The following is a 26,785-nucleotide window of genomic DNA, read 5'->3' as shown; positions in this document are numbered from 1 at the left end:
TTCGTCCGGTGCGTCAGGCCGGAAGGGTGGACCTCCACCTCGACCCCGTCCCTCGAGGAACGTCTCGATGACCATCAGCCCACCAGAGCGTGGGAAAACGGCGAAGGCCCAGGTCGACCGGGTGAACAACCCGGCCACCTTCGAACTGTTCGGCAAGCCCGGCCATTTCGATCGCAGCCTTGCCAAAGGTCCCAAAACCACCACGTGGGTTTGGAACCTCCACGCCAACGCTCACGACTTCGACAGCCACACCAGCGATCTCGAAGAGGTCAGCCGGAAGATCTTTTCGGCCCACTTCGGTCATCTGGCTGTCATCTTCATTTGGCTGAGCGGTGCCTTCTTCCACGGCGCCCGCTTCTCCAATTACTCCGGCTGGCTGGCCGACCCCACGCACGTGAAACCCAGTGCGCAGGTGGTTTGGCCTGTGTTCGGCCAAGAAATCCTCAATGGCGATGTGGGTGCCGGCTTCCACGGCATTCAGATCACCTCCGGCCTCTTCCATGTGTGGCGGGCCTGGGGCATCACCAACGAAACGCAGCTGATGGCTCTGGCCATCGGTGCTCTGGTGATGGCCGGCTTGATGCTCAATGCCGGCGTGTTCCACTACCACAAGGCGGCTCCCAAGCTCGAGTGGTTCCAGAACGTTGAGTCGATGCTCAACCACCATCTGGCCGGTCTGCTTGGTCTGGGCTCCCTGTCCTGGACAGGACACCTGATCCATGTGTCTCTGCCCACGACAGCGCTCATGGATGCCATCGACGCCGGCAAGCCGCTGGCGCTCAACGGCAAGACCATCGCCACCTACGCCGACATTCCCCTCCCCCACGAGTTCCTGAATCAGGACCTCATCGCCCAGCTGTTCCCCGGTTTCGGTGCTGGCATCAATGCCTTCTTCACCGGCAACTGGGCTGCTTACAGCGATTTCCTCACCTTTAAAGGTGGTCTGAATCCTGTGACTGGCAGCCTGTGGATGAGCGATATCGCTCATCACCACCTGGCGATTGCGGTGCTGTTCATCGTGGCCGGTCACATGTACCGGACCAACTGGGGTATCGGTCACAGCATCAAGGAGATCCTCGAGGGCCAGAAGGGCGACCCCCTGCTGTTCCCCGCCTCCAATGGTCATGACGGTCTCTACGAGTTCATGACCACCAGCTGGCACGCCCAGCTGGCTGTGAATCTGGCTCTGATGGGTTCGCTGAGCATCATCGTGGCTCAGCACATGTATGCGATGCCTCCGTATCCCTACATCGGCATCGACTACCCGACCCAGCTGTCGATTTTCACCCACCACACCTGGATTGGTGGCTTCCTGATCGTTGGCGCCGGCGCTCACGCTGCCATCGCCATGATCCGCGACTACGACCCCGCCAAGCACGTCGACAACGTGCTCGACCGGGTGCTCAAGGCGCGTGATGCCCTGATCTCACACCTCAATTGGGTGTGTATCTGGCTGGGCTTCCACAGCTTCGGCCTCTACATCCACAACGACACCATGCGTGCCCTGGGTCGTCCCCAGGACATGTTCAGCGACTCCGCCATTGCCCTGAAGCCCGTCTTCGCGCAGTGGATTCAGGGTCTGCACGCTGCTGCTGCCGGTAGCACCGCTCCCAATGCCCTCGCCGGCGTGAGCGAAGTGTTCAACGGCACCGTGGTGGCCGTGGGCGGCAAGGTGGCAGCCGGTCCGATCCCCCTGGGAACGGCCGACTTCATGGTCCACCACATTCACGCCTTCACGATTCACGTGACGGTGCTGATCCTGTTGAAGGGTGTTCTTTATGCCCGCAGCAGCCGCCTGGTTCCCGACAAGGCGAACCTCGGCTTCCGTTTCCCCTGCGACGGCCCCGGCCGTGGCGGTACCTGCCAGGTGTCGGCTTGGGACCACGTGTTCCTGGGCCTGTTCTGGATGTACAACTCCCTGTCGATCGTCATCTTCCACTTCTCTTGGAAGATGCAGAGCGACGTGTGGGGCACCGTCAACGCTGACGGAACCGTGTCTCACATCACCAACGGCAACTTTGCCCAAAGCGCCATCACGATCAATGGCTGGCTGCGTGACTTCCTGTGGGCTCAGGCTGCACAGGTGATCAACAGCTATGGCTCTGCCTCAAGTGCCTACGGTCTGATGTTCCTGGGTGCCCACTTCGTCTGGGCGTTCAGCTTGATGTTCCTGTTCAGTGGCCGCGGCTACTGGCAAGAGCTGATTGAGTCCATTGTTTGGGCCCACAACAAGCTGAAGGTTGCTCCCGCCATTCAGCCGCGGGCGCTCTCCATCACCCAGGGCCGTGCCGTTGGTGTTGCCCACTATCTGCTGGGCGGCATCGCGACCACCTGGTCGTTCTTCCTGGCCCGCATCATTGCGGTCGGCTGACCTCTCCTGACCTTTCCCAATGGCAACGAAATTTCCTTCGTTCAGCCAGGGCCTGGCACAGGACCCGACAACCCGTCGTATTTGGTACGGGATCGCCACGGCTCACGACTTCGAGAGCCATGACGGAATGACGGAGGAGAAGCTTTACCAAAAGCTCTTCTCCACCCACTTCGGTCACCTCGCGATCATCGGCCTCTGGGTTTCGGGCAACCTGTTCCATGTCGCCTGGCAGGGCAACTTCGAGCAGTGGGTCGCCGATCCTCTGCATGTTCGTCCCATCGCTCACGCGATCTGGGATCCCCACTTCGGCCAAGGCGCCATCACGGCCTTCACCCAGGCCGGCGCCTCCTCCCCGGTGAACATTGCGTACTCCGGCGTGTACCACTGGTGGTACACGATTGGCATGCGCACCAATGCCGAGCTGTATCAGGGTTCCATCTTCATGATGATCCTGTCGGCCTGGGCTCTGTTCGCTGGCTGGCTGCACCTGCAGCCCAAGTTCCGGCCTTCCCTGGCTTGGTTCAAGAACGCTGAATCCCGCCTGAACCACCACCTTGCGGTGCTGTTCGGCTTCAGCTCCATCGCCTGGGCCGGTCACCTGGTTCACGTGGCGATTCCTGAATCCCGCGGTCAGCACGTCGGTTGGGACAACTTCCTGAATGTGCTGCCTCACCCCGCGGGTCTGGCTCCGTTCTTCACCGGCAATTGGGGCGTTTACGCCCAGAACCCCGACACCGCCTATCAGGTGTTCGGTACCTCAGAAGGCGCAGGCACCGCCATCCTCACCTTCCTGGGTGGTTTCCATCCTCAGAGTGAGGCCCTCTGGCTCACCGACATTGCCCATCACCACCTGGCGATTGGCTGTCTGTTTGTGATTGCCGGCCACATGTACCGGACCAACTTCGGTATCGGCCACTCGATCCGCGAGATCCTCGAAGCCCACAACCCGCCCAAGGGCACCCCTGGTGACCTCGGCGCTGGCCACAAGGGTCTCTACGACACCATCAACAACTCGCTCCACTTCCAGCTCGGTCTGGCCCTGGCTTCCCTGGGCGTTGTGACCAGCCTGGTGGCGCAGCACATGTATTCGATGCCGTCCTACGCGTTCATCGCGAAGGACTACACCACACAGGCTGCGCTTTACACCCACCACCAGTACATCGCCATCTTCCTGATGTGCGGTGCCTTCGCTCACGGTGCGATCTTCTTCATCCGTGATTACGACCCCGAAGCCAATAAGGACAATGTCCTGGCTCGGATGCTCGAACACAAAGAAGCGATCATCAGCCACCTGAGCTGGGTATCTCTGTTCCTCGGTTTCCACACCCTGGGCCTCTACGTCCATAACGACGTGGTGGTGGCCTTCGGTACCCCCGAGAAGCAGATCCTGGTGGAGCCCGTGTTCGCACAGTTCGTGCAGGCCGCCTCTGGTAAGGCTATGTACGGCTTCGATGTGCTCCTCTCCAATGGCGCTAGCGCTGCTAGCAATGCCAGCGCCGCCTACATGGGCGGTTGGATGGATGCCATCAACGACGGTGGCAACGATCTGTTCCTGCAGATCGGCCCTGGCGACTTCCTGGTGCACCACGCCATCGCCCTGGGTCTGCACACCACCACCTTGATCCTGGTGAAGGGTGCCCTGGATGCCCGGGGTTCCAAGCTGATGCCCGACAAAAAGGACTTCGGCTACTCCTTCCCCTGCGACGGCCCCGGCCGTGGCGGCACCTGCGACATCAGTGCCTGGGACGCCTTCTATCTGGCTGTCTTCTGGGCCCTGAATACCGTGGGCTGGCTCACCTTCTATTGGCACTGGAAGCACCTCGCCATCTGGCAGGGCAACGTGGCTCAGTTCAACGAATCCAGCACCTATCTGATGGGCTGGTTCCGCGACTACCTGTGGCTCAACTCCTCTCAGCTGATCAACGGTTACAACCCGTATGGCAGCAACAACCTCGCCGTCTGGGCCTGGATGTTCCTGTTCGGTCACCTGATCTGGGCCACCGGCTTCATGTTCCTGATCTCCTGGCGCGGTTATTGGCAGGAACTGATCGAGACCATCGTCTGGGCTCACCAACGCACTCCGCTCGCCAACCTGGTGGGCTGGCGCGACAAGCCCGTGGCTCTCTCGATCGTTCAGGCTCGTGTGGTTGGTCTGGCTCACTTCACCGTGGGCTACTTCGTGACCTACGCCGCCTTCCTGATCGCCTCAACTTCTGGCAAGTTCGGCTGATGTCTTTGAGCGGCTGCTTTCAGCCGCTCTCTTTCCTGCCCTTGCCCCCTTCGAGGGACGACTTCAGCCTCCGGCTTCCGCCGGGGGCTTTTTCGTTGGCGTGATGGCTTGACTTTGCTCTCGCGTTGCGGCGCTCAGCGGTTTCCGGGGCGACCCGCCAGCAGCCAGACCACGATCGCCAGCAGAAGCCAGGGCAGCAGCTTGAGCTCCAACAGCTCACTGGAGGCGATGAGCACCGGTTCCAGCAGCCAGTGGTTGAAGCCGAGGAGTAAGGCCACCAGAAGGATCAGCGCCATCAGATTGAGTGGCCAATACTCTCAAGTTCAGGCGGCAGTACAGCACCAGCGCGGAGCAGATTCCAGCCCCCTGCTGGACACCACTCCATCACCGTGCTGCCTTGGCCCGAGAGGGCTGGCCAGGGCACGGGAGCTAGTTGTGCCACAGCTGGAAAACGATCGCCTGCTTGTTGGTGATCCAGGCAGGCAGGCTCCCCTGAGCGGTTGGCGCTGGTGGTAGCAAGGGGTCCAGTCTTAGCCAGCAGTGCCTGGGCCGCTGGGCAGGCCGGTAGCCGCACCCCGAGGCTGGTGCCGCCTGGGTTGAGTTGCGCTAGCAGAGGGCCCCGGGCTGGTAACACCAGGGTGAGCGCTCCGGGCCAGTAGCGATCAGCCATGGCTTGCCAGGCCGGATCGATCGGCACTCCCAGGCAGCTCAGCAGCTCCGCGCTTGTTGCTGCCATCAGAATCACAGGCTTGTGCTGAGGGCGCTGTTTCAGCTCCCACAACAGCGCTGCGGATTCGGGCCGCGCTGCTAGGGCTGGCAGTGTGTCGGTTGGAAAGAGCGCTGCTTCGCCGGCCTGGAGGCGTGCGGCGAGCTCGATCGCTGGAACGGCTTGGCTGGTCATCGCAGGCTGCTGCTGGCGTTGCGTTGCGGATCAGGTCGGCGCCGCCTGGCGCCGACCACTGGCGAAGCGCTTCACGCCCTCGAGATCTTGGTGGGCTTCCCGTTGCTCTAACCCGCCGGCGGCGAGCAGTTCAAGTACCGCGGCGCTTTGGTCGTGGTGGTGCTCGATCAACAGCCAACCGCCTGGGGCAAGCGCCATCGCTGCACCGGCAGTGATGGCGCGGATGGCATCGAGGCCGTCGCTGCCGCCATGGAGGGCCAGTTCAGGTTCGTGATCGCGCACCTGTGGCTCTAGGTCACGCCATATCTCTGTGGGGATGTACGGGGGATTGGATACCACCAGATCCAGCTGTCCCAGGCAATCGTGGAGGGGAGCCCACCAGCTGCCCTGGCGCAGTTGCACACCGGTCTCGGTTGAAAGGTTGCGCTTGGCCAGGGCGAGGGCTTGGGGCGATTGGTCTACGGCCCAGCCCAGGCTGTTGGGCCAGCTGCGCGCCAGGGCTAGAGCTAAGCAGCCCGATCCTGTGCCCAGGTCCGCCCAGCGCATCGGAGGGTTCGCCCATTGGGGGCCAATCAGGCCCTGAGCCAGATCCACGAGCAGCTCTGTTTCCTGCCTGGGAATCAAGGCTCCAGGTTCCACCTTGATGTCGAGATCCCGCCATGGGCAACGGCCCACGAGGTATTGCAATGGCGTGTGCTGTTGGAGGTATTGCTGCCACAGCTCCGCCAGCCGGCTCAGCGGCACTGCCAGGGCTACGGGTTCCTCGGGATAGAGCCGCAGTTGTTGCTGCTTTTGCCATGGCAGCCCGCCCTCCAGATCAAGCAACCAGTCCAGCTCACTGGGTTGGCCGCCCCGCTCAAGCTGTTGCCGCCGCCACTGCAGAAGATCGGTTGCGACCACCGGGTAGTGCATCTCTAAACCCTAAGCAGAGGCTGGCTCAGCAGGGCCTCCACCAGAGGCCGGGCTCACTGCGCAGTAACCCCGCTAGCTCCAGCCGCAGCAGTCGCTCGCTCAACACCGCAGGGCTCAGGCGCAACCGATCACAGAGTTGATCCAGCGATGCGCCAGCCCCCATCGCCCCAAGCAGAGCGGCTTCACGCAATTGCAGAGCGCCGTGCTCCGCTGTGGGCTCCGCTGCTGCACGCGCCATCAGTGGCCCGGCGCCGAGGCTGCTGAGCAGATCGGCCGGGCTAAGCAAGGGTGTTGCGCCCTGTCCCAGCCAGCGGTTGCTGCCTGCGGCGCTGAATTTGGAAGCGTCAGCCGGCACCACCCAGATCGGCATCCCCAGTTCCCAGGCAATGGTGGCTGAATGCAGGGCGCCGCTGCTCTCAGGGCATTCCACCAGCACTAGCGCCTGGGCAAGGCCCACCTGTAGACGATTGCGCAGGGCGAAATGGCCCGGGCGCCCTGGGGTGCCGTGAGCCAGCTCGCTCACCAGCAGCCCCTGCTCGCCTACGGCCGCCTGCAGCTGATGGTGATGGCGTGGATACACGCGGCTCAGTGGAGTGCCGAGCACGCCAACCGGCCGGCCACCAGCCTCCAGGCATCCCTGATGGGCTTCAGCGTCAATCCCCTCGGCTAGTCCACTCACCACCGGCCAACCGGCCTCGGCCAGGGCACGCCCGATCGCTCGGGCCATGCCGCCTCCGTGACGCGATGGTCGGCGAGTTCCGACCACCGCCACGGCCTGACCGCGGCAGAGCGGAGCCCAAAGCGACCCGCGCCCGTGCCAGAACAGCTGGGTCGGCGGTCGATCCAGATCCAGCAGGGCTGAAGGGTAGGCAGGGTCGTCGGGGAGGAGGCAGAGCGGCGTCGTCCACCGCCGCCGTTGATCCCTGCACAGCGGTTGTTTGAAGGGCGTGGGCCCGAGCTTCTCGCGGTAGCGGCCGATGGCTTCCGCCTCCTGCGGCTTCAGCCGGGTGCGGCCGCTGAGGGCGTGCAGCAAATCCGACTCCTTGGCCTGCCAGGCGAGCTCCAGGCTGCCAAACATCCCTTCGATCCGCTCCAATCGCTGCCAGCCGATGCCTGGGCAGCGCGACCACACCAGCCGCCAAAGCCGCGCATACTCCACGGCTGGGTTGTGCCCCCGTGGCTGTTGGTCGCGGCGCTGGCGTCTGCGGCGGGTGCGACCACCGCTCCTCTGACTCCGCGGCCCGGCTGGCGCCGCGAAGGGCACCTGCAACAACTCCCCCACAACCCCTCCGCTAGTTCGTTTGTACTATAGCGAGATGGCTGATTCTTGCTCTGGGCCGCGCTCCAGGCGTTTGATGGCGGCGCTGAGGGTCTGCGGTAGTTGACGCAGCACTTTGCGCCGTTCGGGGCTGCTGCTGAGCTCCACCAGCACCAGCTCCACGTTCGCTTCGGCGGCCACGCTGCCATCGGCTTTCACAAAGGCCGTGCGCCAGGGCAGTTTCACGCCGCGCCGACTGAGCACCCAGCTGTATAGAGCCACGGTTTCTCCATGCAGGAGTGCTTGGCGGTATTGGATGGAGAGGTTCACCACCGGTAGCTCCAGGCCAGAGGCGGAGAGATCGGCGTAGGCGAGTCCGGCGGCGCTCAGGGCCTCCACCCGGGCCTCCTCCATCCAGCTCAGATAAGCCCCGTGCCACATCACGCCAGCGTGATCTGTGTGCTGGGGAAGCACCCGCCGCAGCAGGCGCCATGGACGCTGTTCTTGTTGGTCCGTCACGGTGTCGGTTGCGGTTGGTCCGCCATGGCAGATCAGCCATAGGCTGCCCGAGCGCGTTGCAACGGCTGTGTTCCGCAACCTTTTGATCGCCGATTCCGGCAAGGGCCATGTTGAAGAGATGGTGCGCATGCTGCGCGACATCCCGGCCGTGCGTGATGCCCGCCTCAACCTCTTACATGTGGTGTCTGAGCAGGCTGGCGAAAACTACGCGGAGCATTCCCAGAAGGCTGCCGGGATCGTGGCCGAGGCCGTGCAGCGCCTCGGGCTCAATCCCACCGATGTGAACACGATCATTCGCCAGGGCGACACCAAGCAAACGGTGCTGAAGGTGGCTGATGAGCTGGATGCCGATCTGATCGTGATGGGCTCCAGGGGGCTGGGGCGGCTGCAGTCGATCCTCAGCAACAGTGCCAGTCAGTACGTGTTTCAGCTCTCCACGCGGCCGATGCTGCTGGTGCGCGACGACCTCTATGTGCGCCACATCAACCGCGTGATGGTGGCTGTCGATGGCACAGGTGTGGGCGATGATGCTCTCCGCCTTGCCTGTGAGCTGGTGCGTGACACACCTGGTGCCAGCCTCACCGGCATTCACATCAGCCGCCAAGACATCACACCCTCCCGCGGTGGCAAATCCCCAGCTGATGAGTTGCTTGAGAAAGCTGTGCAGCGGGCCCGCGCCTTTGGGGTGGAGATGAAAGGAATTCACCGCACCGGTGATATCGGCCGTGGCGTGTGCCAAGTGGCAGAGGAAGAGAAAGCCGATTTGCTGGTGATTGCCTCCCAGGACCGCCGCCCCCTTGTGGCGCGCGGGCTTGTTGATATCGATCGCCTGCTGGGCTCCTCGGTCAGCGATTACATCCGCGTGCATGCCCCGGCGCCAGTGCTGCTGGTGCGCGAGCCAGAAGGCCGCCGCTGAGGCGACCCAAACTGGAGCGTGATTGATCAGCAAAAATCCCCGGAGCCCTCAATGGGAGCTCCGGGGATTTCAGCGTTAAAACCGGCTAGGGACGAACGTCCGTGGCTCAACCCTGGCGGCTGCTGGTCTGGATGTACAGCACCAACAGGAACACGGTTGGAACCAGCACGAACATCAGACTGGCGACAAAGCCGAGATCGTTGGTTTCCATTGCAAGAGCCTTCAGCGCGATGACGGTATCACCGCCGCAAGGCGCGGATCAGGGCTCTTCACCGCTCGTAGTGGATTCGTTGTCATCGTCCACCTCCTCTGGGCTTTCAACCACGGGCCAGGCGGTGGGTCCAGCGGGCAGAACCTGGGCCTTGGCCTGCGCGATCTTTTGATCTCCATCCGCCAGGCCTGTCTGGGGTTTGGTGAGCACCAAGAGCGAGTGCTGCACAAGCGCCTGGCAGGCCAGGCGCCAGCTCTGGGGGCGGCGGCGCAGCTTCTGGTCTTCCACGCCGGTGCGGCTGCTGAGGCTGTCAGGGCTGCTTTCGCCCACCACATCCACAAAGCAGGTGATGCATTGTCCGCAGCCACCGCAATTGCCCAGGCGGCCCTTGAGTCCGTACAGCTCGATGCCCTCGCGTAGGGCAACCTCCCGCAGGTTTTCACCTGGGAAGCACTCCACGTCGCGTCCTTCGCGTACAAACCGAATCACGGGCATGGGAACCAGCGGCAACCGCTCCATTGTGAGGCCGAGGGTTGCGTTTTGTAACCGCTGTTCAGGCCTGGGGCGCCTAGCGGCGGGGCTGGCGCCATCACGGCACGTTTCAGCTCTGCTCCGATCGAATCGGTGAGCTGCCCGAACCCCTTACCATCGCCAGCACGGATCAAGTGTCTGCTGGTTTCGACTGGCCGAGCCTGATCGTGTTGCCAACCGCAAGCCGGTTTCCGGCGCGGGCGGCTGATTGTTCCCCGGACCTAACCCCCATGGGATTGCCCTGGTATCGGGTGCACACGGTCGTGATCAACGACCCGGGCCGTCTGTTGGCCGTGCACCTCATGCACACCGCTTTGGTCGCCGGCTGGGCCGGCTCCATGGCGCTTTACGAGCTCGCCATCTTCGATCCCTCCGACCCGGTGCTCAACCCGATGTGGCGCCAGGGCATGTTTGTGATGCCGTTCATGGCCCGCTTGGGTGTGACTGGCAGCTGGGGTGGTTGGAGCATCACCGGTGAAACCGGTGTGGACCCTGGCTTCTGGAGCTTCGAAGGTGTGGCAGCTGCCCACATCATTTTCAGCGGCTTACTTTTCTTGGCCGCCATCTGGCACTGGACTTACTGGGATCTAGAGATCTGGCAGGACCCTCGCACCGGCGAGCCTGCCCTCGATCTGCCCAAGATCTTCGGTATCCACCTGCTGCTGGCTGGTCTGGCCTGTTTCGGCTTTGGTGCTTTCCACCTCACCGGCGTTTTTGGCCCCGGCATGTGGGTCTCCGACCCTTACGGGATCACAGGGCACCTTGAGCCGGTACAGCCCTCCTGGGGGCCTGAAGGTTTCAACCCCTTCAACCCCGGCGGCATCGTGGCCCACCACATCGCTGCAGGCATCGTCGGCATCATTGCCGGGATCTTCCACATCACCACCCGCCCGCCGGAGCGCCTCTACAAGGCTCTGCGCATGGGCAACATCGAAACGGTGCTCGCCAGCGCCATCGCTGCCGTGTTCTTTGCTGCCTTCGTGGTAGCAGGCACCATGTGGTATGGCGCTGCTGCCACTCCGGTTGAGCTGTTTGGCCCCACCCGCTACCAGTGGGATCAGGGCTACTTCAAAACTGAGATCAACCGTCGTGTGCAGACCGCCCTCGACAACGGCTCCACAGTGGAACAGGCCTACGCCTCGATTCCTGAGAAGCTCGCCTTCTATGACTACGTGGGCAACAGCCCTGCCAAGGGTGGTTTGTTCCGTGTGGGTCCGATGGTGAACGGTGATGGCCTGCCCACCGGTTGGCTGGGTCACATTGCGTTCACCGATCAAGACGGTCGCAACCTCGAGGTGCGTCGTCTGCCCAACTTCTTCGAGAACTTCCCCGTTGTTCTTGAAGACAACCAGGGCATCGTCCGCGCTGACATTCCCTTCCGCCGCGCTGAAGCGAAGTACTCCTTCGAACAGACTGGTGTGACGGCAACGGTCTATGGCGGTGCTCTCAGCGGCCAAACCTTCACTGACCCCGCGGATGTGAAGCGCCTGGCCCGTAAGGCGCAGCTGGGTGAAGCGTTCGAATTCGATCGCGAGACCTACCACTCCGACGGCACCTTCCGTAGCTCACCCCGCGGCTGGTTCACCTTCGGTCATGCTTGCTTCGCGTTGCTCTTCTTCTTCGGGCACATCTGGCACGGTGCTCGCACCCTCTACCGCGATGTGTTCGCCGGTATCGATCCCGATCTCGGAGAGCAGGTGGAGTTTGGTCTGTTCCAAAAGCTTGGCGACCGCTCCACACGCCGTCTGCCGGAGGGCTACGTGCCCCCCGCTGGTTCTACTCTCAGCTGATCGCCAGGAGGTTCATCCATGGAAAGCTTCGCTTACATCCTCATCCTGGCGTTGGCCATTTCCACCCTGTTCTTCGCGATTGCCTTCCGCGATCCCCCGAAGATCGGAAAGTGATGGCTCTCCTTCGAGAGACGACCAACCCCCGCCTTGGCGGGGGTTTTTTGTTGATTTCGGGCTGTTGGAGGAGGTCAGTCTCACGTGTTCGCCACGGTTTGGCGCGATCGCACAGCAAAACCCATGGCTCCGACTCCCTTCTCAAGTGGCCGAAGGTTGTCTACACTTGTTTCATACTTCCGGCGGATTTTCGGGCCATGCAGTGCCCCTCGTGCCAGCACACCGACAGCCGCGTTCTGGAATCGCGTTCGGCTGATTCAGGCCGTAGTGTGCGCCGCCGCCGCGAATGCCTGCACTGTGAATTTCGCTTCACCACCTATGAGCGGGTGGAAACCGTTCCCATCACGGTGGTGAAGCGAAATGGCACGCGCGAAGCTTTTAATCGCAGCAAATTGCTGCACGGTTTGATTCGCGCCTGCGAAAAAACAGGCCTCGAGCCCAGTCGCCTCGAAGCCGTTGTTGATGAGCTCGAGCTGCAGCTTCAGGGTCGTAGTGGTCGAGAGGTTGGCAGCGGTGAGATCGGTGAGCTGGTGCTGCAGCAGTTGGCCGGCATGAGTGATGTGGCGTATGTGCGCTTCGCGTCGGTGTATCGCCAATTCCAGAGCGTGAGTGATTTTGTGGCCACCCTGGAAGGCTTGAAAACAGGTGGCGAACGCCGTGGCTCTGGGAAACACCTCGCTGTGGTGGGCTGAAGGGCGGGATCCCTAGGGCCTGTCTTAGCGCTTTGTATAGTGTGAGATTCCTCTTCGTCCGCTGGCGGGCGGCGACAGAGGTCCTCTCGTACTGCCACCGGCAGGCCGCCGACTCTCCATGACCGTGACCCCTTCCGATCTCACCACAAGCGAGCAGGAGCTCGCCGTGGACCAGGACTTTGCTGCTGATGCAGCCGCCGAGCTCGACCTCGGCATTCCGGAAGAGGTGCCCAGTGCCGATGACCCCTCCAGCCGTGCTGTGGCTCGGGATCTCGATGGTGTGGGTTTCACGCTGGATGAGTTCGCGTCGCTGCTGAGCAAGTACGACTACAACTTCAAGCCTGGCGACGTGGTGAAGGGCACCGTGTTCGCCATCGAGTCGAAAGGCGCGATGATCGACATCGGCGCCAAGACCGCCGCCTTCATGCCGATGCAGGAGGTGTCGATCAACCGGGTGGAGGGCATCGCCGATGTGCTCGAGCCCGGTGAAGAGCGCGAATTCTTCATCCTCAGCGAAGAAAACGAAGACGGTCAGCTCACCCTTTCGATCCGTCGCATCGAGTACCAGCGTGCCTGGGAGCGGGTTCGTCAGCTGCAGAAGGAAGACGCCACCATCTACAGCGAAGTGTTTGCCACCAACCGTGGTGGTGCCTTGGTGCGGGTGGAAGGTCTGCGCGGCTTTATCCCCGGCAGCCACATCAGTACCCGCAAGCCCAAGGAAGAGCTCGTTGCTGATTTCCTTCCCCTCAAATTCCTGGAGGTGGACGAAGAGCGCAATCGCCTGGTGCTCAGCCATCGCCGCGCCCTGGTGGAGCGCAAGATGAATCGCCTGGAAGTGGGCGAGGTGGTGCTCGGTACCGTTCGCGGCATCAAGCCCTACGGCGCCTTCATCGATATCGGTGGTGTGAGCGGCCTGCTGCACATCTCCGAGATCAGCCATGAGCACATCGAGACACCCCACACGGTGCTCAATGTGAACGATCAAATGAAGGTGATGATCATCGACCTCGACGCCGAGCGCGGTCGTATCTCCCTGTCCACCAAGGCGCTCGAGCCCGAGCCCGGCGACATGCTCACCGATCCCCAGAAGGTGTTCGAAAAAGCCGAGGAGATGGCTGCTCGCTACAAGCAGATGCTGCTCGAGCAGGCCGAAGATAATGAGCCCATGGGTGTCACTCTCGACTGATTCCTCATGGTGTGCCTGCAACTACGCGGCACGGGCCTCGGCGATGTGGATGCGGTGCTGTTCGACAAAGACGGCACCCTCAGCATCAGCGAACCCCAGCTCCTCACCCTGGCTAAGGCCAGGGTTTTTCTATGCCTGGAACAGGCTGCGCTCTGCCTCGCTCCGCTCGCCCAACAGGAGCTTCAACAGCTGCTCGAGCGTGCTTATGGCCTGGGCGCCGATGCGATCTGCCCAGCAGGGATTACGGCCGTCGCCAGCCGTGACCACAACTTGATCGCCACGGCCACCGCCTTGGTGCAGGTGGGGATGGGATGGCCTGAGGCCCTGGCCCTGAGCGAGCAGGTGTTTGCCCAGGCCGATCAGCTGGATGCGCGTCGCCGCGTGGATCAGAGCGACAACCCTGGCACCACCAGCACCACCACCCATGGGCTGCGGCCGATGCTCGAGCAGCTGCAGGCTGCCGGTGTGGTGTGCGCCGTGATCAGCAACGACGACATGGCTGGCATCGAGCATTTCCTGGCTAGCCACCATTTGGGTGGCTTTTTCGCGGGTCTTTGGAGCGCCGAACACCGCCCGCGCAAGCCGGATCCCGCGGCTGTGCATGGTCTCTGCGAACAGTTGGGAGTGGCGGCCGCCCGCTGCGCCCTGATTGGCGATGCCAACAGTGATCTGCAGATGGCTGTTGCGGCGGGTATTCCCCATCAGCTTGCCCTCGGCTACACCGCGGCCTGGAGCACCCCGCCCCCGCTGGCTGAGCCCCATCCGTTGATCCATCACTGGCAGGAGCTCAGCTTGGTTGGCCCCTAGGGTGGAAAGCTATTTGCTACCGACCTGAGCGAATGAGCAGCACCGCCGGGGCGCCATCGCGCTACGTGTTCACCTCTGAATCGGTGACCGAGGGCCATCCCGACAAGATCTGTGATCAGGTGAGCGATGCAGTGCTCGATGCGCTGCTGGCTCAAGATCCGGCCTCGCGGGTGGCTTGCGAAACCGTTGTGAACACGGGCCTCTGCCTGATCACTGGCGAAGTGACCACCACCGCCCGGGTTGATTTCAATACCCTGGTACGCAATGTGATCGAGCAGATCGGCTACAGCGGTGCCCGCGCCGGTGGTTTCGATGCCCACAGCTGCGCCGTGCTGGTGGCGCTCGATCAGCAGTCTCCCGATATCGCCCAGGGGGTCAATGAGGCCGATGACCACGCCGGTGATCCCCTCGATCTGGTGGGTGCGGGCGACCAGGGCATCATGTTTGGCTACGCCTGCGATGAAACGCCGGAGCTGATGCCACTGCCGATCAGCCTGGCCCACCGGCTGGCTCGGCGTCTGGCAGAGGTTCGCCACAACGGCACCTTGGGCTACCTGCTGCCTGACGGCAAAACCCAGGTGAGCGTGGTGTACGAGAACGATCAGCCCGTGGCGATCGACACCATCCTGATCTCTACCCAGCACACCGCAGAGATCGATGGCATCTCAGAGGACAAGGCCATGCGTGAGCGCATCGCCGCCGACCTGTGGATCCATGTGGTGGAGCCCGCCACCTCGGATCTGAGTCTCAAGCCCTCCAAAGAGATCACCCGCTTCCTGGTGAACCCCACCGGCAAATTCGTGGTGGGCGGCCCCCAGGGCGATGCCGGCCTCACCGGCCGCAAGATCATCGTGGATACCTACGGTGGCTATGCCCGCCATGGCGGCGGCGCCTTCTCCGGGAAAGACCCCACCAAGGTGGATCGTTCCGCCGCCTATGCCGCCCGCTATGTAGCCAAGGCCCTGGTGGCCGCTGGCCTGGCCCGCAAGGCTGAAGTTCAGCTCAGCTATGCCATCGGTGTGGCCAAGCCGGTGAGCATCCTGGTGGAGAGCTTCGGTACCGGTGCTATCAGCAACGCCGATCTCACTGCGTTGGTGCAAGAGCACTTCGACCTGCGCCCGGGCGCGATCATCGAAACCTTTGGTTTGCGTCAGCTGCCTCAGCAGCGCGGTGGGCGCTTCTATCAAGACGTGGCGGCCTACGGCCACTTCGGCCGTAGCGATCTCAATCTCCCCTGGGAGAACGTGGACGCGATCGCCGCCACTCTGAAGCAGGCCACCGCCAGCCGCGTTGCTGTCTGATCCGCTGGGCCTGGGCATCGACCTGGGCACCAGTGGCCTGCGGCTGGCCGTGGTGGATGCCAACGGTCAGTTGCAGGCCGAATGCAGTGCTGACTACCCAACCAGGTTTGAAGATCCGCTCGGCTGGCGTGAAGGCCTGATTGCCCTTTGCGCCCAGCTGCCTGAGGAGGTTAGGGCCGCTGTAGCGGCTATCGCCATCGACGGCACCTCCGGCACTGTGCTGCTCTGCCGGCCCGATGGCGCCCTTGGGCCGGCGCCCTTGGCGCGGGCTCTGCCGTATCACCTGGCCTGCCCGGAGCAGGCCGCAACCGCTGCGGCTCTCGTGGGTGTAGAGGCCGCTCAAACTCCCGCTGCCAGTGCCAGTGGCAGCTTGGCCCGCGCCTTGCACCTGTTGGAGCTGGCCCGCTCCGGCGGAGAGCCTGGCCCCTGGTGGCTGCGCCATCAGGCCGATTGGCTGATGGGATGTCTGTTGGGGGATTGGAGCTGGGGGGAGGAAGGCAACAACCTCCGCCTCGGCTGGGATCAAGTGACGAGCGTGTGGCTGGGCGATCTGACACAGCAGCCTTGGAGCGGGGCGTTGCCGCGGATTTGTCGCTCCGGCCAGCCCATGGGCCCGCTGGGGCCGATCGCTGCTGAGGCTCTGGGCCTACCCGCGGAGAGCCAGGTGGTGGCTGGCAGTACCGACGCCAGCGCTGCTGCCCTGGCCGCCGATTTGCAGCCGGGAGATGGGGCCACTGTGCTCGGCACCACCCTGGTGCTGAAGCAGTTCAGCGATCAGCCCTTGCAGGGGCCTGGCTTGAGCTGCCAGCGGGTGGCGGGCCGCTGGCTGGTGGGCGGAGCCTCTAATGCGGGCGCTGGGGTGTTGCGCCGCTTCTTCAGTGATGGGCAGCTGGCGGAGCTCAGTCGCCAGATCGATCCCCGCCGCAGCAGTGGCCTGCAGCTGCGGCCCCTGCCTCGGCGTGGGGAACGCTTCCCGATCGACGATCCAATGCTTGAGCCGGTGCTCGAGCCCCGGCCGGTGAGCGATGCCCGCTATCTGCAGGGGTTGCTTGAGGGGCTGGCCGCGATCGAGCGCGAAGGCTGGCAGCGGCTGGAGCAGTTGGGGGCGCCGCCGGTGCAGCGGGTGATCAGCCTGGGGGGCGGAGCCCGCAATCCCCAGTGGCGGGCGATCCGCCAGCGCCTGCTGCAGCGGCCCGTGCACAACCGGCCCCAGTGCAGCGCAGCCCTAGGCATGGCCAAACTGGCTCTCTCCGCTGTGGCTGCACGATGAACTCCCGCCTGCGCGAATGGTTGGCCATGGCCCTGTTTGTGGTGCTGGCCGGCTACGTGAGCTTTTCCGGCATTCGACTGGCCCTGCTGCTTTGGCAGCGCTTCGGTGTGGCCTGAGCCCCCAGAATCGCTCGAGCTTCTTATGACGCCGCCCATGGCCGCCGATCCCCTCACCGCTGCAGTTAGCGATCGCATTTGCAAGCACATGAACGACGATCACGCCGAGGCGGTGTTGGCGTATGCCCGCCATTACGGCGGTGTGGAGGCTCCCCAGCAGGCACGCATGGTGGCCGTGCGGCCTGAAGCGATGCAGCTCGATGTGGATGGCCAGCGGCTTGATGTGGCCTTTGATCACACCCTCAGCGACAGCGACGATGCCCATCGCACCCTGGTGGCGATGTTGCGGGCCATGCCCAAAGCCTGAGGCGGTTTGGACCCATCGTGCTGCTGTGGGGAATGCTCTGCTCAGCAGCGGTATTGCGGCCCATGTGGTCCACCCTCTGGCGCCAGAGCCTTGATCTGATCAGTGCAGCCCGCTGCCGCGCCTGCGGCGACGCCTGTGAGATCAGTAGCTCCGCCCCCCTCTGCGTCCAATGCCTCAAACAGCTGGCGTTGCCCGAGGGTGGTTTGCAGGGCGATCAGCCGCTGCTCTGGTGTGCCTTGGCGCCCTATGGCGGCGTGCTGCGGGCCCTGCTGCTACGTCAGCGGCCTAAGCCGGATCCTGCTTTGATCGGGGCCCTGGCCGCTCGCCTGCACAGCTGCTGTGCCTCGGCGGTGCAGGGGGCTCTGCTGGTGCCGGTGCCCAGCTGGAAGCGCGCAGGGAACCCATTGCCCCTGCTGCTGGCCCAGGCTCTGGTGGCGGCCTCCTCTGGGCAAGCCCGCCTGGGCTGCCAGCTGCTGCGGCGCAGCCGCCCCACCCTTGGCCAGCACCATCTGGGCCGCCAGTTGCGGGTCAGCAACCTCCACAACGCCTTCCTGGCTCAGGCCTGTAGAGAGAGCCAGGCTCGGCCCCTTTGGTTGGTGGACGACATTCTCACCACGAGGGCAGATCCCTACCAGCAGCCAAATGGCGCAAACCCCTTCCGACGTGGACCGTCGGCTCAACATCAAGATCCCGCCCGAGGTGGGTGTTCAGCTCGAGGCGCTCGCCTCCCGCAACCGCCGCAATCTCTCCGGCCAGGTGTGCTGGCTGATTGAGCAGGCCCACCAGCAGCTCCAGCAGGAGGCCGGCTGATGGGCCCCACCGAAATCACCACCGCCATGGCCAGCCTCAAAGAGGCGGCCCGCGATCTCGTGCATGTGGCCGGCCGGTTTGAAACCGCCGATTCCGACATCTTCCTGCGTGATCGCGTGATCGGGGCCATGGCCGTGCTGGCCCCCACCGCCATCACCTGCGCCGACATCCACACCGCTGTGGATCAGGTGCTCGAGGAAGAGGGCTGTGATGGCTGAGCTCACCACCGCCGCAGCACGCAAGCTGCTCGGCCTGCCGGCCCGCAAAGCCTTCACTGAGGAGGATCTGCAACAGGCCTGGCGCGCCGCCGCTAAAGCCGCTCACCCTGATGCCGGTGGCAGTGATGCCGCCATGGCCCAGATCAATGCCGCAAGGGATCTCCTGCAGCCCCTGGCCCAGCAGCAGGCCACCCCGGCCACGGCACGGAAGCATCAGCAGGTTGATGAGGATCACCCGCTGGTGATCACGCCGGAGGGGCACCTCTTCGGCACTGGTGATCTGTATGTGGGCACCTGCCACACCATCGCTGCCGCCATCGCCTTCTGCGGCCGCGCCGGGTGGGCCTACACGCTCACCAAAGAGCTCACGGCATCGCAACGCATGGTGCTCGCTGGAGGCCTGGCAGATGGCTGATCCACGTCTTGAGGCCATTGCGGCCGATGCTCGCCAATGTGGCTGGGCCGTGGAATGGCACGACACCACAGCAAGGGTTGAGCTCGAGGTTTGCCCGACCCTGAGCAACCCCGAGCACCAGGGCTTTATCGGCTTGGGCTTCGGCGTCACCCTCGGCGGCAGCGCTGTTGCCTGCTGGGTGTGGGAGGCCTGGAGCGGCAGCCTGATCGACCCCTGGCAGCAATCCGGCCCGGCCGGCGGCCCCATGTTCCAGGAGATCCCCCTGGAGCAGGAGCTGCAGCGATTCCATCTCGTGGAATCACTGGATCAGGCGCTGCCGGTATTTGATCGCGCCGTGTGCCGCTACATGGCCCTCATGCGGCGGATGGTGCTTGAGATGGAGACCGGCGGGTTGAACACCTGGGCCGATCTCGAGCCAATCGCTGGAGGCCGCCATGAGTGAACTCTCCAACGTGATCAGCGAGCTGGTGGCCAAAGGCTGGCCACGCGATTACGCCCAGGTGGAACCGCCCTGCTGGTTCACCTTCGCCAAGAGCAGCCCAGCGGCAGAGCCGCTGGAAGATCCCGACTACGCACCCGATCTCGAGGGGCGCGAGAGCATCCTGGTGATCGCACCACCAACGGCTTACTTCCTGTTTGTGGAGGTGGGCCCGAGCGGTGAGCTCGGTTCCACCAACATCGAGGTGCACGACGGCCAGGTGCATATGGGTGATGGCACCGCCGGTGAGATTCCGGTGTGGCCCGGGCTGGAGGCCGCCCTGGATCAGGCCCGCCTGATCTACATCCAGTGGGAGGTGCAGCAGCTGCGGGAGGAAGCCCATGGCTGATCTCTCCCCAGGCCTGCTGCTGGCCCTGCTGCTGTTCGTGCATCCACCCCGGCCACTCACGGTGGAGCAACTGCGGCGCCAAGCAACAGCAAAAGGCCTGCGCAGCATTAACGGGCGCGCCCTCAAATACGCCCACCGGCATCAGCTGGTGGCAGCGCTGGAGGGCATGCGCCATGGCTAATGCCCCCACCGTGAGCGATCTGGCCGTGCAGCTGGTGCAGCGCGGCTGGCCAAAGGTGGATCCACCGCAAGGTGAGCTCCCTGATGGCCCCAGCTGGGCCTTCCGCTCCTATCCGCACAACAGCCCCGGCCCGCAAGCTGTGATCAGTCTCTGGATACCTGGAGGCGATCAAGATCACGATCTGGCCATGGCCGTTTGCAGCTGTGAATGCTGTGAAGCAATCGCCAAGGTGCAATGGTTTGATCCATCCACCAGCTACCTGATCGCTGAGGTGCTCTATTGGCCCGGGCTGGATGATTCCGTTGATCTGGGCCGCCTGTTCTTCGATCAACTGAATGGATACCCAGAGCTCAAACGGGTGTGATTTGAGGGAGTCACTGCAAGGGGCCACACGGCCCCTTTCCAGTATTTGCAAGGGATCTGAGCACTATCGCTAGCCTGTAAGCGTTCGCCCTACACATGCACTTCAATGCCGGGCCCAATCAATCAACAGGGTGCCATCGGCGATGTTCATCCCGACTTTCTCCAGCCCCTATCTCAGACCTTCACCTTCCGTCTGCCTAAGCCGATGTATGCGGCAATTCAGGCCCGGTCGATGTCTACAGGGATGGATACCAGTCGCGTCGTGCGTGATCTGATTCGCGCCGGTGCGCCGGAGATGGATCCGCCGATGGATGTGATCAACTTCGGCTGAATACAAAAAAGAGCTGCGGAGCACCACCTCCACAGCCCTCATGGCTAATTCGCTTTGACACTGTGAACCCTACCCGAGGCCGCCAGTCCAGCGGCAACCCCAGCTCCAGACCATCACCCGCGACTCACCTCGCCAATGCCGGCGCCCTGGTGGATGAACACTGGCCAACCTTCACCCGCAAGATCAGCACCCGCGTGGATCAGCTGCTTGTGCTGGCAGATGACACCGCATCCAGCAGCGCAGGGTGGTGGTTCTGATGGATGGCATCGCCTACCGCGAACAGATCCGCCGCAACCTCGAGGAAGTGCGCCAGCTGCTCTGGGGCACCTGTTGCAACGGCCATGCCGATGCGGCGCTCACCGCCAGCCGTGAAGCCCTGAGCTCTGCGCGTGCCATTGCTGCGCTCTGCCATCACAAACCCGGCAACTGCGGCCCTGATGACGTGATCCGGCCGCTGCCGATCCGCCCTGGTGAACCGCGCCGCCGGCCTGCACGCAAAGGGGGCCGCCGCTGATGGCCGAGGAGGCCCCTGCCCTCCACTGCGATGGAGGGTGATCTGTGCACCGCTCTCCGCACCTGCCGATCGGGTTTGATCAGGAAGATCTGCTGCCGGCCCATCGCCATGAATGGGAGCAGGATTCCGGCGTTGATCCGGCCATCGTTCAGCTCAACGTCGCCAGCCTCTCCGGTGATTCCGTCCTGGAGCAGCTGCTTGGTGATCGCCTCGAGCGCGCCGGTGGCCACGCTCAGCAATACGTCACCGGTGAAATCCGCAAGCTGATCCACAGCCGTGAGCAGCTGATGCTCGGTGGCTGGTGGTGCGAGGGCATTGATCCACTCAATGGCTGCCATACGGCTGCCGGCTGGGGCCATTTCAAACCCGATCACCCGCGTGATGGTGAACGCGGCCGCATCCGCAAATACGAGCACCCCCTTGGTGTGCCCGAGCGCATCGTGGTGCTGCAGATGCCGGATCCAGAGTTCTGGGCCCGGATCAAGGCCGACCCCAGCATCACGATCGTGCTGGATGAGGGCGCCAAGAAGGCCGGCGCCTGGCTCACTGCAGGAATCCCTGCCCTAGCCCTCCCGGGCCTGTTTGCTGGCACCCCGCCGATTGATCCGGCCGATCCAGAGCCACGCGTTGGCAATGGCTACGGCTTCCACCGCCAGGCCGGCGGAACCCCGCCACCCCCCAAGCAGCGCCACCTCCATCCCGATCTACAGGCTTTTGCCCCGGGCCGCAGGTTTGTGATCAGCCTTGATTACGAGAGCACCACCGCCGGCCGCCAACGCCGTGATGGCGCTACCCGTTTGCTGGTGGAGCATCTGTTTGCGGCTGGGGCCTCCAACGTCGCGATCGCTCATCGCCAGGGCCCGGAAAAGGGCTCTGATGATCTGTTGGTGGCCCATGGCCCAACGGAGCTCCATGCCCTCCTGGCCGGGGCGGAAGACATTGAACGCGGGCCCATCAACCCCAGCTATCAGCTGGCCTCTTCACAAGCGCTCACCGGCGATCGTGATGCTGCTGATCTGCTGGCTGATCACCTGGCCGGCCGGATCTACAGCGCGCGCCAATGGGCTCAGGAGCGCGGCATCGCCAGCCCGGCGGCCCTGGATCACCTCACCAACACCCCCGGCACCGGTAAATCGCATCTAGTGCCGCAGATCGGCCCGCGCCTGCTCGAGATCCAAGGCATTGATCGCGTGATCTATGTGAGCAGCACCTATCGCTCACCATCCATCCCGGCGCTGCATCGCTGGGCTGCACCACCCTCCAGGCACAACGGCCTCGTGGTGGAAAACATCGACGGTCATCAGCGGCTCCGCCGGCGCAAGCGCTCCGATCCGGACAAGGCCGTGGTGGAACCGCCCAGCTGCCAATACAGCGGCAACTTGCAACGCCTGCGTGATCAGGGCGGCAGCAATGAGGCCATCGCGCACTTCTGCAGCAAGAGCTGCCCAATACGCATGGGGTGTAGGTATCGCCAAGATCTGCACGAGTTCATCCTCGGGCTCAAATCTGGTGAGCACCGCCTGATCCGTTGCTCGGTTGAATCCCTCCCGGCCCTGCAGGAGTGGCTCGGCAAACGCGATTGGCCCGGCACTTACCTGATCTTTGATGAGGCCCCTCAACTCGAGAGTGCCGCCATACGCATGAGGCAGATCCCTTTAGATCGCTTCCCGGCTTGGGGCACCTACCTCCGCACCACCGCCCCCGAGCTCATGGCCACACCCGCCGGCCAGCAGCTCACTGCTCTCTTTGATTCCCTCGCCACTCTCCCCACCACCCTCAACCCCATTGAGGCGCAATTTGGCCTCACGCCACAGCAGTTGCTCGCTGCACTCCCGCCTGCTCCATCCCTCGAGCAGATCGGTATGGCCGCCCCCATGGATGCCGGCATTTATGGCATCACCCCTGATGCCGAGCAGCAGCACCAGACCGATTCACCTCTGCTCCTTCCTGATCTGATCGCTGCGCTGCAACCGCAAAACCTTGAAGCCGTGCTGCACAGCCGCGCCTTCTACAGCGCGCAAGACAACGGCAACATCACCATCCTCTCCACTTCCCTCGGCCTCGCCAAAGCTGCCCTCTGCGCTGCTGGTTCCCTTGTGCTGGATGGCACGGCCGCTACCTCAGACATCAATCGCGCGCTCCATCTCGGCCGCCGCTTCAAATCCGACGCCCCCGGCGCTGAACACCACAATCCCCTCGCCATCAACACACCCTCATCTCTGGGGCTCGCCACCCTCCAAATCATCCAGATCCCAGACCTTGGCCCCATGGGTCGCAATCGCGGTGCCGATAAACAGCGCCGCCTTGAAGCGCTCCTCCCCGCCCTTCAACAGTTCACCGCCACCACCCTCGATAACCCCGATGCCCACATGGGCGTGCTCGAGAAATCGCACTTCCGCTCCCGTGAAGCTGGCCATGGTGTCTGGTTTGTCGATAACCAAGGCAGCAATGCCTATGAGCGTGATCAGGCCCTCGCCATGGTTGGCGCCCCATCCCCCAACCTCACCGCCTCACTCGCGCAATTTCAGGTTTCACATCGCAACCCGCACGCCACTCTCAACTCCACCGCCTTCCGCGATTGGTACGCAGGGCGCATGGGGGAGCAAATCATCCAAGGCCTCCATCGCCTTCGCCCCATTCGCCGCCATGGCGAAATGCTCCTCCTGTTCCTGATTACTTCCGTTGATCTCTCCGGCCTGCGTCTCAAAGGCGGCGGTTCCTCATTCCGCCAACTCCCCTCCTCTCACTTCACCAAGGCCGCAGCACCCAAGAAAGACCGCACACGCGAACGCGTCATCTCCGCCATTCAGCAACTCCACGCCCAAGGTTTCGATCCCGATGCCATCACCACCCGCCGCGTCGCTGAGCTCGCTGGCGTAGGGCGCAACACCGCTCATCGCCAGGCCGGCGATCTCTCCTGGGCCGCCTTCCTCGAGTCCGTGCTCTGCCCCTTCTGAACGCCGCTATGGAAAAGTCCCCAGCTCGGCTATGGAAAAAAACTCAAGCTCGCTATGGGAAATGGGACAACAGTTGCGCGCAATGCGGCCCCTCTGGAAACGGGCCCGATCTTGTCCCAAAACCCATCTCTCTCTCTTAATGGGAAATGGGACAACGTGTATCCGCGTGAACCTTCCCTGTGATGGGGCAAAACCCCGCCCCTCGCAACCGTTCCCAACACATCCGGTGGCACGCCCGCCGCAAACACAGATAGCCTTACTGCAAATGAGAATCGCTTGCAAAAGGTTGCATGAGGGCTCCGCAGCCGGCCATGTCGATCAAGCCGCTCACGCCGCGCCAAGCCAACGCGCTGCAGATGACGCTGGACGGCTTCACCAAGACCGAGATCCAGGAACGCCTCGGCATTAACCAGGCCACGCTCTGGCGGTGGCGAAAGCTGCCGGCCTGGGATGAGCAGGTGAGCATCGTGCTGAGGGATTCCTCAGGCGATGGCCAGGGCCAGATCAAGTCGATGCTGCCGCTGGCCACGCGCCGGCTCAAGCAGCTGATCCACAGCCCGACCGAGACCGTGGCCCTGGGGGCCTGCCGGACGGTGCTCGAGGCCCACGCCAACCTTGTGGCCCGGGAGGAGCAGCAGCAGGTGCTGGCTGATCTGGAGACCCGGCTGGAGGAGCTGCAGGATGCGGCGCGCAACCAAGGCCTGCTCCCTCATGGGCAAGAGGCTGAGGTGCTGGATCTGGAGCTCGAGGAGGGTCCAGATTCCTGCGTACCGGCAATACCAACAGGTACGCAAGGAGCTGAACAAGCCAGTGCTGATCAGGATGTCCAGATTGCCGCGGCCGCAGATTGTGGCCAAATGGACCGGATTGGACAGAGATCCGGCCCTGTTGGACAGGATCACCCCGATCTGGAGGCCTTCTGATGGGCGCCGCCACCCGATTGCTGATGCCCCCTAAGGCCAGGCTCCAGGCCTTGGTGGAGGAGGTGAACAGGCTCGAGGCCCGGGTGCATGCGAGCAGCCCGATCGCGGTGTTCAGGGTGGCGCGATGCGGCCATCTGGAGTGCGGTTGCCAGCTGCCCCCTGAGATGCCCTCAGACGCGTTGGTGATTGAGCTGGGGTGCAAGTACCAGATCCCCAGCATTGAGCCGCCTGAGGGGCAGGAAGGGGGCTATCGCAGCCGTGTGGAGCGTGGGTTGGATCACGGTGTTGGCCGCGGGCTGGGGCCAGAGCGATTGAGCTCAACGATCCGGCTGATTTCCCGTTTGCAGTTACTGAACCAATGAGCGACGCGACCGCAGTGATCAAGGCCTTGAGGCAGGCCACCGCATCAGAGAAGCAGCAGATCCTGGAGGCGCTGGGGCAGGGCACTGGCAGCCGAGCTCATACGGCGGCGACGGTGGCGGCGAATGTGGAGAGCCTCAGGGCCGGCTTTGAGGTGTTGAGCGAGGAGCAAGCGGTGGCATTGCTGGCGGATAGCTCTTTCAGCGTGTGGGCCACGAGCGAGGGGGAGTTGCTGGGGTTACTGGAGCCATGGATGGATGCCCATTGGGAGGCCTTGGAGGGCGAGCTGGGGCGGTTGTGTTTGTTGTGTGGGCGGTTTGGTGAATCAGTGCTGCGGAAGGTGGAGCAACGGGTGCGGCGAGCGAGGAGGGGCCGGGGTGCTGCTGAGATTGCACAGCTGAGCAGCTTGATGGAGCTAGCGCGGGGACAGGCGTTGGAGGCTGCGATGGAGAAGGGCCTGGAGCTCGACGAGGCAGCGTTGGATGAGGCGGTGAGCGGGGTGTATCAGGAGCTGCTGGCGGCTTATGCGCGGGAGCTGGGGAATGAGCCTGGGGCGATTGTGTTTGGTGGGTTTAGTGCGGGGGATATTGCGTTGTTGCGTGAGTGCAAGAAGTGGATCGAGCGGAATGAGCCGAGCGTTTATCGGGGCGGATGGAAGGAATTGAATGAGCGGTTGGCGGCGTTGTTTACGAGGGCGCGGCGAAGCGGGATGGCACCGGGCGTAGCGGAGCGTGAGATGCAGATCAGGGCAGAGCGTCGTCGGCAACCGAATGTGCTGTTTAAGGGTTTGCGGAAGGGTGAGGAGGCGAAGTGGGGCGGATATTTGAGGGATGTGGGTGGTCGCGCTGAGGACGGGAGTGAGGTGTGGGGAGGTGGGAGAGATTTGGAGGAGATGTGCGGAGCGATGGATCGTTGGTTGGAGGAGCAAGCGCGGATGAAGGGGATTGAGAGGGGAGAGCGCGGCGGGTTCCGGTTGTTGGTGTGAGGCGGGGGCCGGCCCTCTACCACCCTTGTGCGTATGGGGCTGCAGGGGCCGATCACCCCATTGCACTCCCTATGCGTATGAGGCTGCGTTTCGCAAAGAGGAGCTGCAAAGTCGGCCGTTTGCGGATAGGACTGATCTGAGCAGTGAGCTATTCGATCGTGAGGAGAGTCCTCGGCGTGGTGGTGCTGGCGTCGCTATTGCTGGCTGGCTGTGAGAGCAAGAAAGAGACGTGCGCCAAATACGGCAGTGGACTGATTGATTACAAGGAGGCGAGACGGCGCTTGGGGGTGCCGACGCGGACTTCTTTCCAGCTTTTTAATTACTGTCAGCAACTGCAGCAGTAGTCCCTCCTGGGTGGTGGACGACCAGCAGCGGATTGCTGATCACCTGCGCTGCAGCCGCAGCACTGTGCCCCGCTGGGCCACCGCCTAGGCCCAGGCCGCTAGAGCCGGCTCATTCACGGTCGATA

32 protein-coding genes are annotated in these 26,785 nt (G+C 63.4%); 25 read left to right on the top strand and 7 right to left on the bottom strand.

Annotated features, from left to right (window positions below):
* The first annotated feature begins 67 nt into the window (after positions 1-67).
* Together psaA and psaB are read left to right on the top strand one after the other, a co-directional pair.
* A complete protein-coding gene (gene psaA, locus KJJ24_RS09930; RefSeq protein WP_214338416.1) occupies positions 68-2,371 on the top strand; it encodes a photosystem I core protein PsaA in 2,304 nt (767 codons plus the stop codon).
* Between the two features lie 19 nt (positions 2,372-2,390).
* Positions 2,391-4,601 (top strand): photosystem I core protein PsaB, encoded by a 2,211-nt coding sequence (gene psaB / locus KJJ24_RS09925; protein WP_010311854.1) that lies wholly within the window; start codon positions 2,391-2,393, stop codon positions 4,599-4,601.
* 134 nt (positions 4,602-4,735) lie between these two features.
* Here the strand turns inward: psaB and KJJ24_RS09920 are convergent, their stop codons facing one another.
* From KJJ24_RS09920 to KJJ24_RS09900, 5 genes are read right to left on the bottom strand one after another with little or no spacing between them, the layout of a single operon-like run.
* The gene (locus KJJ24_RS09920) at positions 4,736-4,897 is read right to left on the bottom strand and encodes a hypothetical protein (RefSeq protein ID WP_214338414.1); all 162 of its coding nucleotides are present in this window, start codon (positions 4,895-4,897) and stop codon (positions 4,736-4,738) included.
* Positions 4,897-5,502 carry an L-threonylcarbamoyladenylate synthase gene (locus KJJ24_RS09915; protein WP_214338412.1) on the bottom strand — a complete coding sequence of 202 codons (606 nt, stop codon included), beginning with the start codon at positions 5,500-5,502 and terminating at the stop codon, positions 4,897-4,899. The genes KJJ24_RS09920 and KJJ24_RS09915 overlap by 1 nt, the downstream gene beginning before the upstream one ends.
* A gap of 30 nt (positions 5,503-5,532) precedes the next feature.
* Positions 5,533-6,414, bottom strand: coding sequence for a peptide chain release factor N(5)-glutamine methyltransferase (gene prmC, locus KJJ24_RS09910; RefSeq protein ID WP_214338410.1), 882 nt, complete (start codon positions 6,412-6,414; stop codon positions 5,533-5,535).
* A gap of 25 nt (positions 6,415-6,439) precedes the next feature.
* Positions 6,440-7,696, bottom strand: coding sequence for a DNA-processing protein DprA (locus KJJ24_RS09905; RefSeq protein WP_214338408.1), 1,257 nt, complete (start codon positions 7,694-7,696; stop codon positions 6,440-6,442).
* 24 nt (positions 7,697-7,720) lie between these two features.
* On the bottom strand, positions 7,721-8,191 hold the full coding sequence (locus KJJ24_RS09900; protein WP_250544606.1) for an acyl-CoA thioesterase: 471 nt from the start codon (positions 8,189-8,191) through the stop codon (positions 7,721-7,723).
* A gap of 67 nt (positions 8,192-8,258) precedes the next feature.
* Between KJJ24_RS09900 and KJJ24_RS09895 the strand changes: the two genes are divergently transcribed.
* A complete protein-coding gene (locus KJJ24_RS09895; protein ID WP_214338404.1) occupies positions 8,259-9,107 on the top strand; it encodes a universal stress protein in 849 nt (282 codons plus the stop codon).
* A gap of 106 nt (positions 9,108-9,213) precedes the next feature.
* Here KJJ24_RS09895 and psbM read toward each other — a convergent pair whose 3' ends face one another.
* Together psbM and KJJ24_RS09885 are read right to left on the bottom strand one after the other, a co-directional pair.
* Positions 9,214-9,318 carry a photosystem II reaction center protein PsbM gene (gene psbM / locus KJJ24_RS09890; RefSeq protein WP_010311839.1) on the bottom strand — a complete coding sequence of 35 codons (105 nt, stop codon included), beginning with the start codon at positions 9,316-9,318 and terminating at the stop codon, positions 9,214-9,216.
* 48 nt (positions 9,319-9,366) lie between these two features.
* The gene (locus KJJ24_RS09885; RefSeq protein WP_214338402.1) at positions 9,367-9,813 is read right to left on the bottom strand and encodes a 2Fe-2S iron-sulfur cluster-binding protein; all 447 of its coding nucleotides are present in this window, start codon (positions 9,811-9,813) and stop codon (positions 9,367-9,369) included.
* Positions 9,814-10,079: 266 nt separating this feature from the next.
* On the opposite strand from KJJ24_RS09885, the gene psbB reads away from it, so the two are divergent.
* The 22 genes from psbB (at position 10,080) to KJJ24_RS09775 (ending at position 26,660) form a co-directional block, all read left to right on the top strand.
* Positions 10,080-11,639, top strand: a complete 1,560-nt coding sequence (psbB, locus tag KJJ24_RS09880; RefSeq protein ID WP_214338400.1) for a photosystem II chlorophyll-binding protein CP47 — start codon at positions 10,080-10,082, stop codon at positions 11,637-11,639.
* Between the two features lie 18 nt (positions 11,640-11,657).
* Complete coding sequence (locus tag KJJ24_RS09875; RefSeq protein ID WP_010314684.1) at positions 11,658-11,753, top strand: photosystem II reaction center protein T; 96 nt, start codon at positions 11,658-11,660, stop codon at positions 11,751-11,753.
* Positions 11,754-11,950: 197 nt separating this feature from the next.
* Positions 11,951-12,445, top strand: coding sequence for a transcriptional regulator NrdR (nrdR, locus tag KJJ24_RS09870; protein ID WP_214338399.1), 495 nt, complete (start codon positions 11,951-11,953; stop codon positions 12,443-12,445).
* Positions 12,446-12,563: 118 nt separating this feature from the next.
* Entirely contained in the window at positions 12,564-13,631 is a 1,068-nt protein-coding gene (locus tag KJJ24_RS09865; protein WP_214338397.1) for a 30S ribosomal protein S1, read from the top strand.
* Between the two features lie 6 nt (positions 13,632-13,637).
* Positions 13,638-14,438 (top strand): HAD family hydrolase, encoded by an 801-nt coding sequence (locus KJJ24_RS09860; RefSeq protein ID WP_214338395.1) that lies wholly within the window; start codon positions 13,638-13,640, stop codon positions 14,436-14,438.
* A gap of 32 nt (positions 14,439-14,470) precedes the next feature.
* On the top strand, positions 14,471-15,739 hold the full coding sequence (gene metK / locus KJJ24_RS09855; RefSeq protein ID WP_214338393.1) for a methionine adenosyltransferase: 1,269 nt from the start codon (positions 14,471-14,473) through the stop codon (positions 15,737-15,739).
* Complete coding sequence (locus KJJ24_RS09850; RefSeq protein WP_214338391.1) at positions 15,729-17,009, top strand: FGGY-family carbohydrate kinase; 1,281 nt, start codon at positions 15,729-15,731, stop codon at positions 17,007-17,009. The genes metK and KJJ24_RS09850 overlap by 11 nt, the downstream gene beginning before the upstream one ends.
* A gap of 153 nt (positions 17,010-17,162) precedes the next feature.
* A complete protein-coding gene (locus KJJ24_RS09845; RefSeq protein WP_214338389.1) occupies positions 17,163-17,432 on the top strand; it encodes a DUF2470 domain-containing protein in 270 nt (89 codons plus the stop codon).
* A gap of 62 nt (positions 17,433-17,494) precedes the next feature.
* A complete protein-coding gene (locus KJJ24_RS09840; RefSeq protein ID WP_214338388.1) occupies positions 17,495-18,205 on the top strand; it encodes a ComF family protein in 711 nt (236 codons plus the stop codon).
* A 36-nt stretch (positions 18,206-18,241) separates the two neighbouring features.
* On the top strand, positions 18,242-18,460 hold the full coding sequence (locus KJJ24_RS09835) for a hypothetical protein (RefSeq protein ID WP_214338386.1): 219 nt from the start codon (positions 18,242-18,244) through the stop codon (positions 18,458-18,460).
* Positions 18,453-18,875 (top strand): hypothetical protein, encoded by a 423-nt coding sequence (locus KJJ24_RS09830; RefSeq protein ID WP_214338385.1) that lies wholly within the window; start codon positions 18,453-18,455, stop codon positions 18,873-18,875. The genes KJJ24_RS09835 and KJJ24_RS09830 overlap by 8 nt, the downstream gene beginning before the upstream one ends.
* Positions 18,868-19,317 (top strand): hypothetical protein, encoded by a 450-nt coding sequence (locus tag KJJ24_RS09825; RefSeq protein WP_214338384.1) that lies wholly within the window; start codon positions 18,868-18,870, stop codon positions 19,315-19,317. The genes KJJ24_RS09830 and KJJ24_RS09825 overlap by 8 nt, the downstream gene beginning before the upstream one ends.
* A complete protein-coding gene (locus tag KJJ24_RS09820) occupies positions 19,310-19,702 on the top strand; it encodes a hypothetical protein (protein ID WP_214338383.1) in 393 nt (130 codons plus the stop codon). The genes KJJ24_RS09825 and KJJ24_RS09820 overlap by 8 nt, the downstream gene beginning before the upstream one ends.
* The gene (locus KJJ24_RS09815; protein ID WP_214338382.1) at positions 19,695-19,883 is read left to right on the top strand and encodes a hypothetical protein; all 189 of its coding nucleotides are present in this window, start codon (positions 19,695-19,697) and stop codon (positions 19,881-19,883) included. Before KJJ24_RS09820 ends, KJJ24_RS09815 begins: the two co-directional genes overlap by 8 nt.
* On the top strand, positions 19,876-20,247 hold the full coding sequence (locus KJJ24_RS09810) for a hypothetical protein (RefSeq protein ID WP_214338381.1): 372 nt from the start codon (positions 19,876-19,878) through the stop codon (positions 20,245-20,247). The genes KJJ24_RS09815 and KJJ24_RS09810 overlap by 8 nt, the downstream gene beginning before the upstream one ends.
* A 105-nt stretch (positions 20,248-20,352) precedes the next feature.
* Positions 20,353-20,577, top strand: a complete 225-nt coding sequence (locus tag KJJ24_RS09805) for a hypothetical protein (protein WP_214338380.1) — start codon at positions 20,353-20,355, stop codon at positions 20,575-20,577.
* A 244-nt stretch (positions 20,578-20,821) separates the two neighbouring features.
* Positions 20,822-21,091, top strand: a complete 270-nt coding sequence (locus KJJ24_RS09800; protein WP_214338378.1) for a hypothetical protein — start codon at positions 20,822-20,824, stop codon at positions 21,089-21,091.
* A gap of 44 nt (positions 21,092-21,135) precedes the next feature.
* The gene (locus KJJ24_RS09795) at positions 21,136-24,048 is read left to right on the top strand and encodes a DUF3854 domain-containing protein (RefSeq protein WP_214338376.1); all 2,913 of its coding nucleotides are present in this window, start codon (positions 21,136-21,138) and stop codon (positions 24,046-24,048) included.
* Between the two features lie 311 nt (positions 24,049-24,359).
* A complete protein-coding gene (locus tag KJJ24_RS09790) occupies positions 24,360-24,971 on the top strand; it encodes a helix-turn-helix domain-containing protein (protein WP_214338374.1) in 612 nt (203 codons plus the stop codon).
* On the top strand, positions 24,971-25,333 hold the full coding sequence (locus KJJ24_RS09785; RefSeq protein WP_214338372.1) for a hypothetical protein: 363 nt from the start codon (positions 24,971-24,973) through the stop codon (positions 25,331-25,333). Before KJJ24_RS09790 ends, KJJ24_RS09785 begins: the two co-directional genes overlap by 1 nt.
* A complete protein-coding gene (locus tag KJJ24_RS09780; protein ID WP_214338370.1) occupies positions 25,330-26,316 on the top strand; it encodes a hypothetical protein in 987 nt (328 codons plus the stop codon). The genes KJJ24_RS09785 and KJJ24_RS09780 overlap by 4 nt, the downstream gene beginning before the upstream one ends.
* Before the next feature lie 143 nt (positions 26,317-26,459).
* Positions 26,460-26,660 (top strand): hypothetical protein, encoded by a 201-nt coding sequence (locus tag KJJ24_RS09775; RefSeq protein ID WP_214338368.1) that lies wholly within the window; start codon positions 26,460-26,462, stop codon positions 26,658-26,660.
* Positions 26,661-26,785: the final 125 nt, after the last annotated feature.

The organism is Synechococcus sp. LA31 (genome assembly GCF_018502385.1).
GTDB lineage: Bacteria > Cyanobacteriota > Cyanobacteriia > PCC-6307 > Cyanobiaceae > Vulcanococcus.
This window is presented reverse-complemented; position numbering and strand designations above follow the sequence as displayed.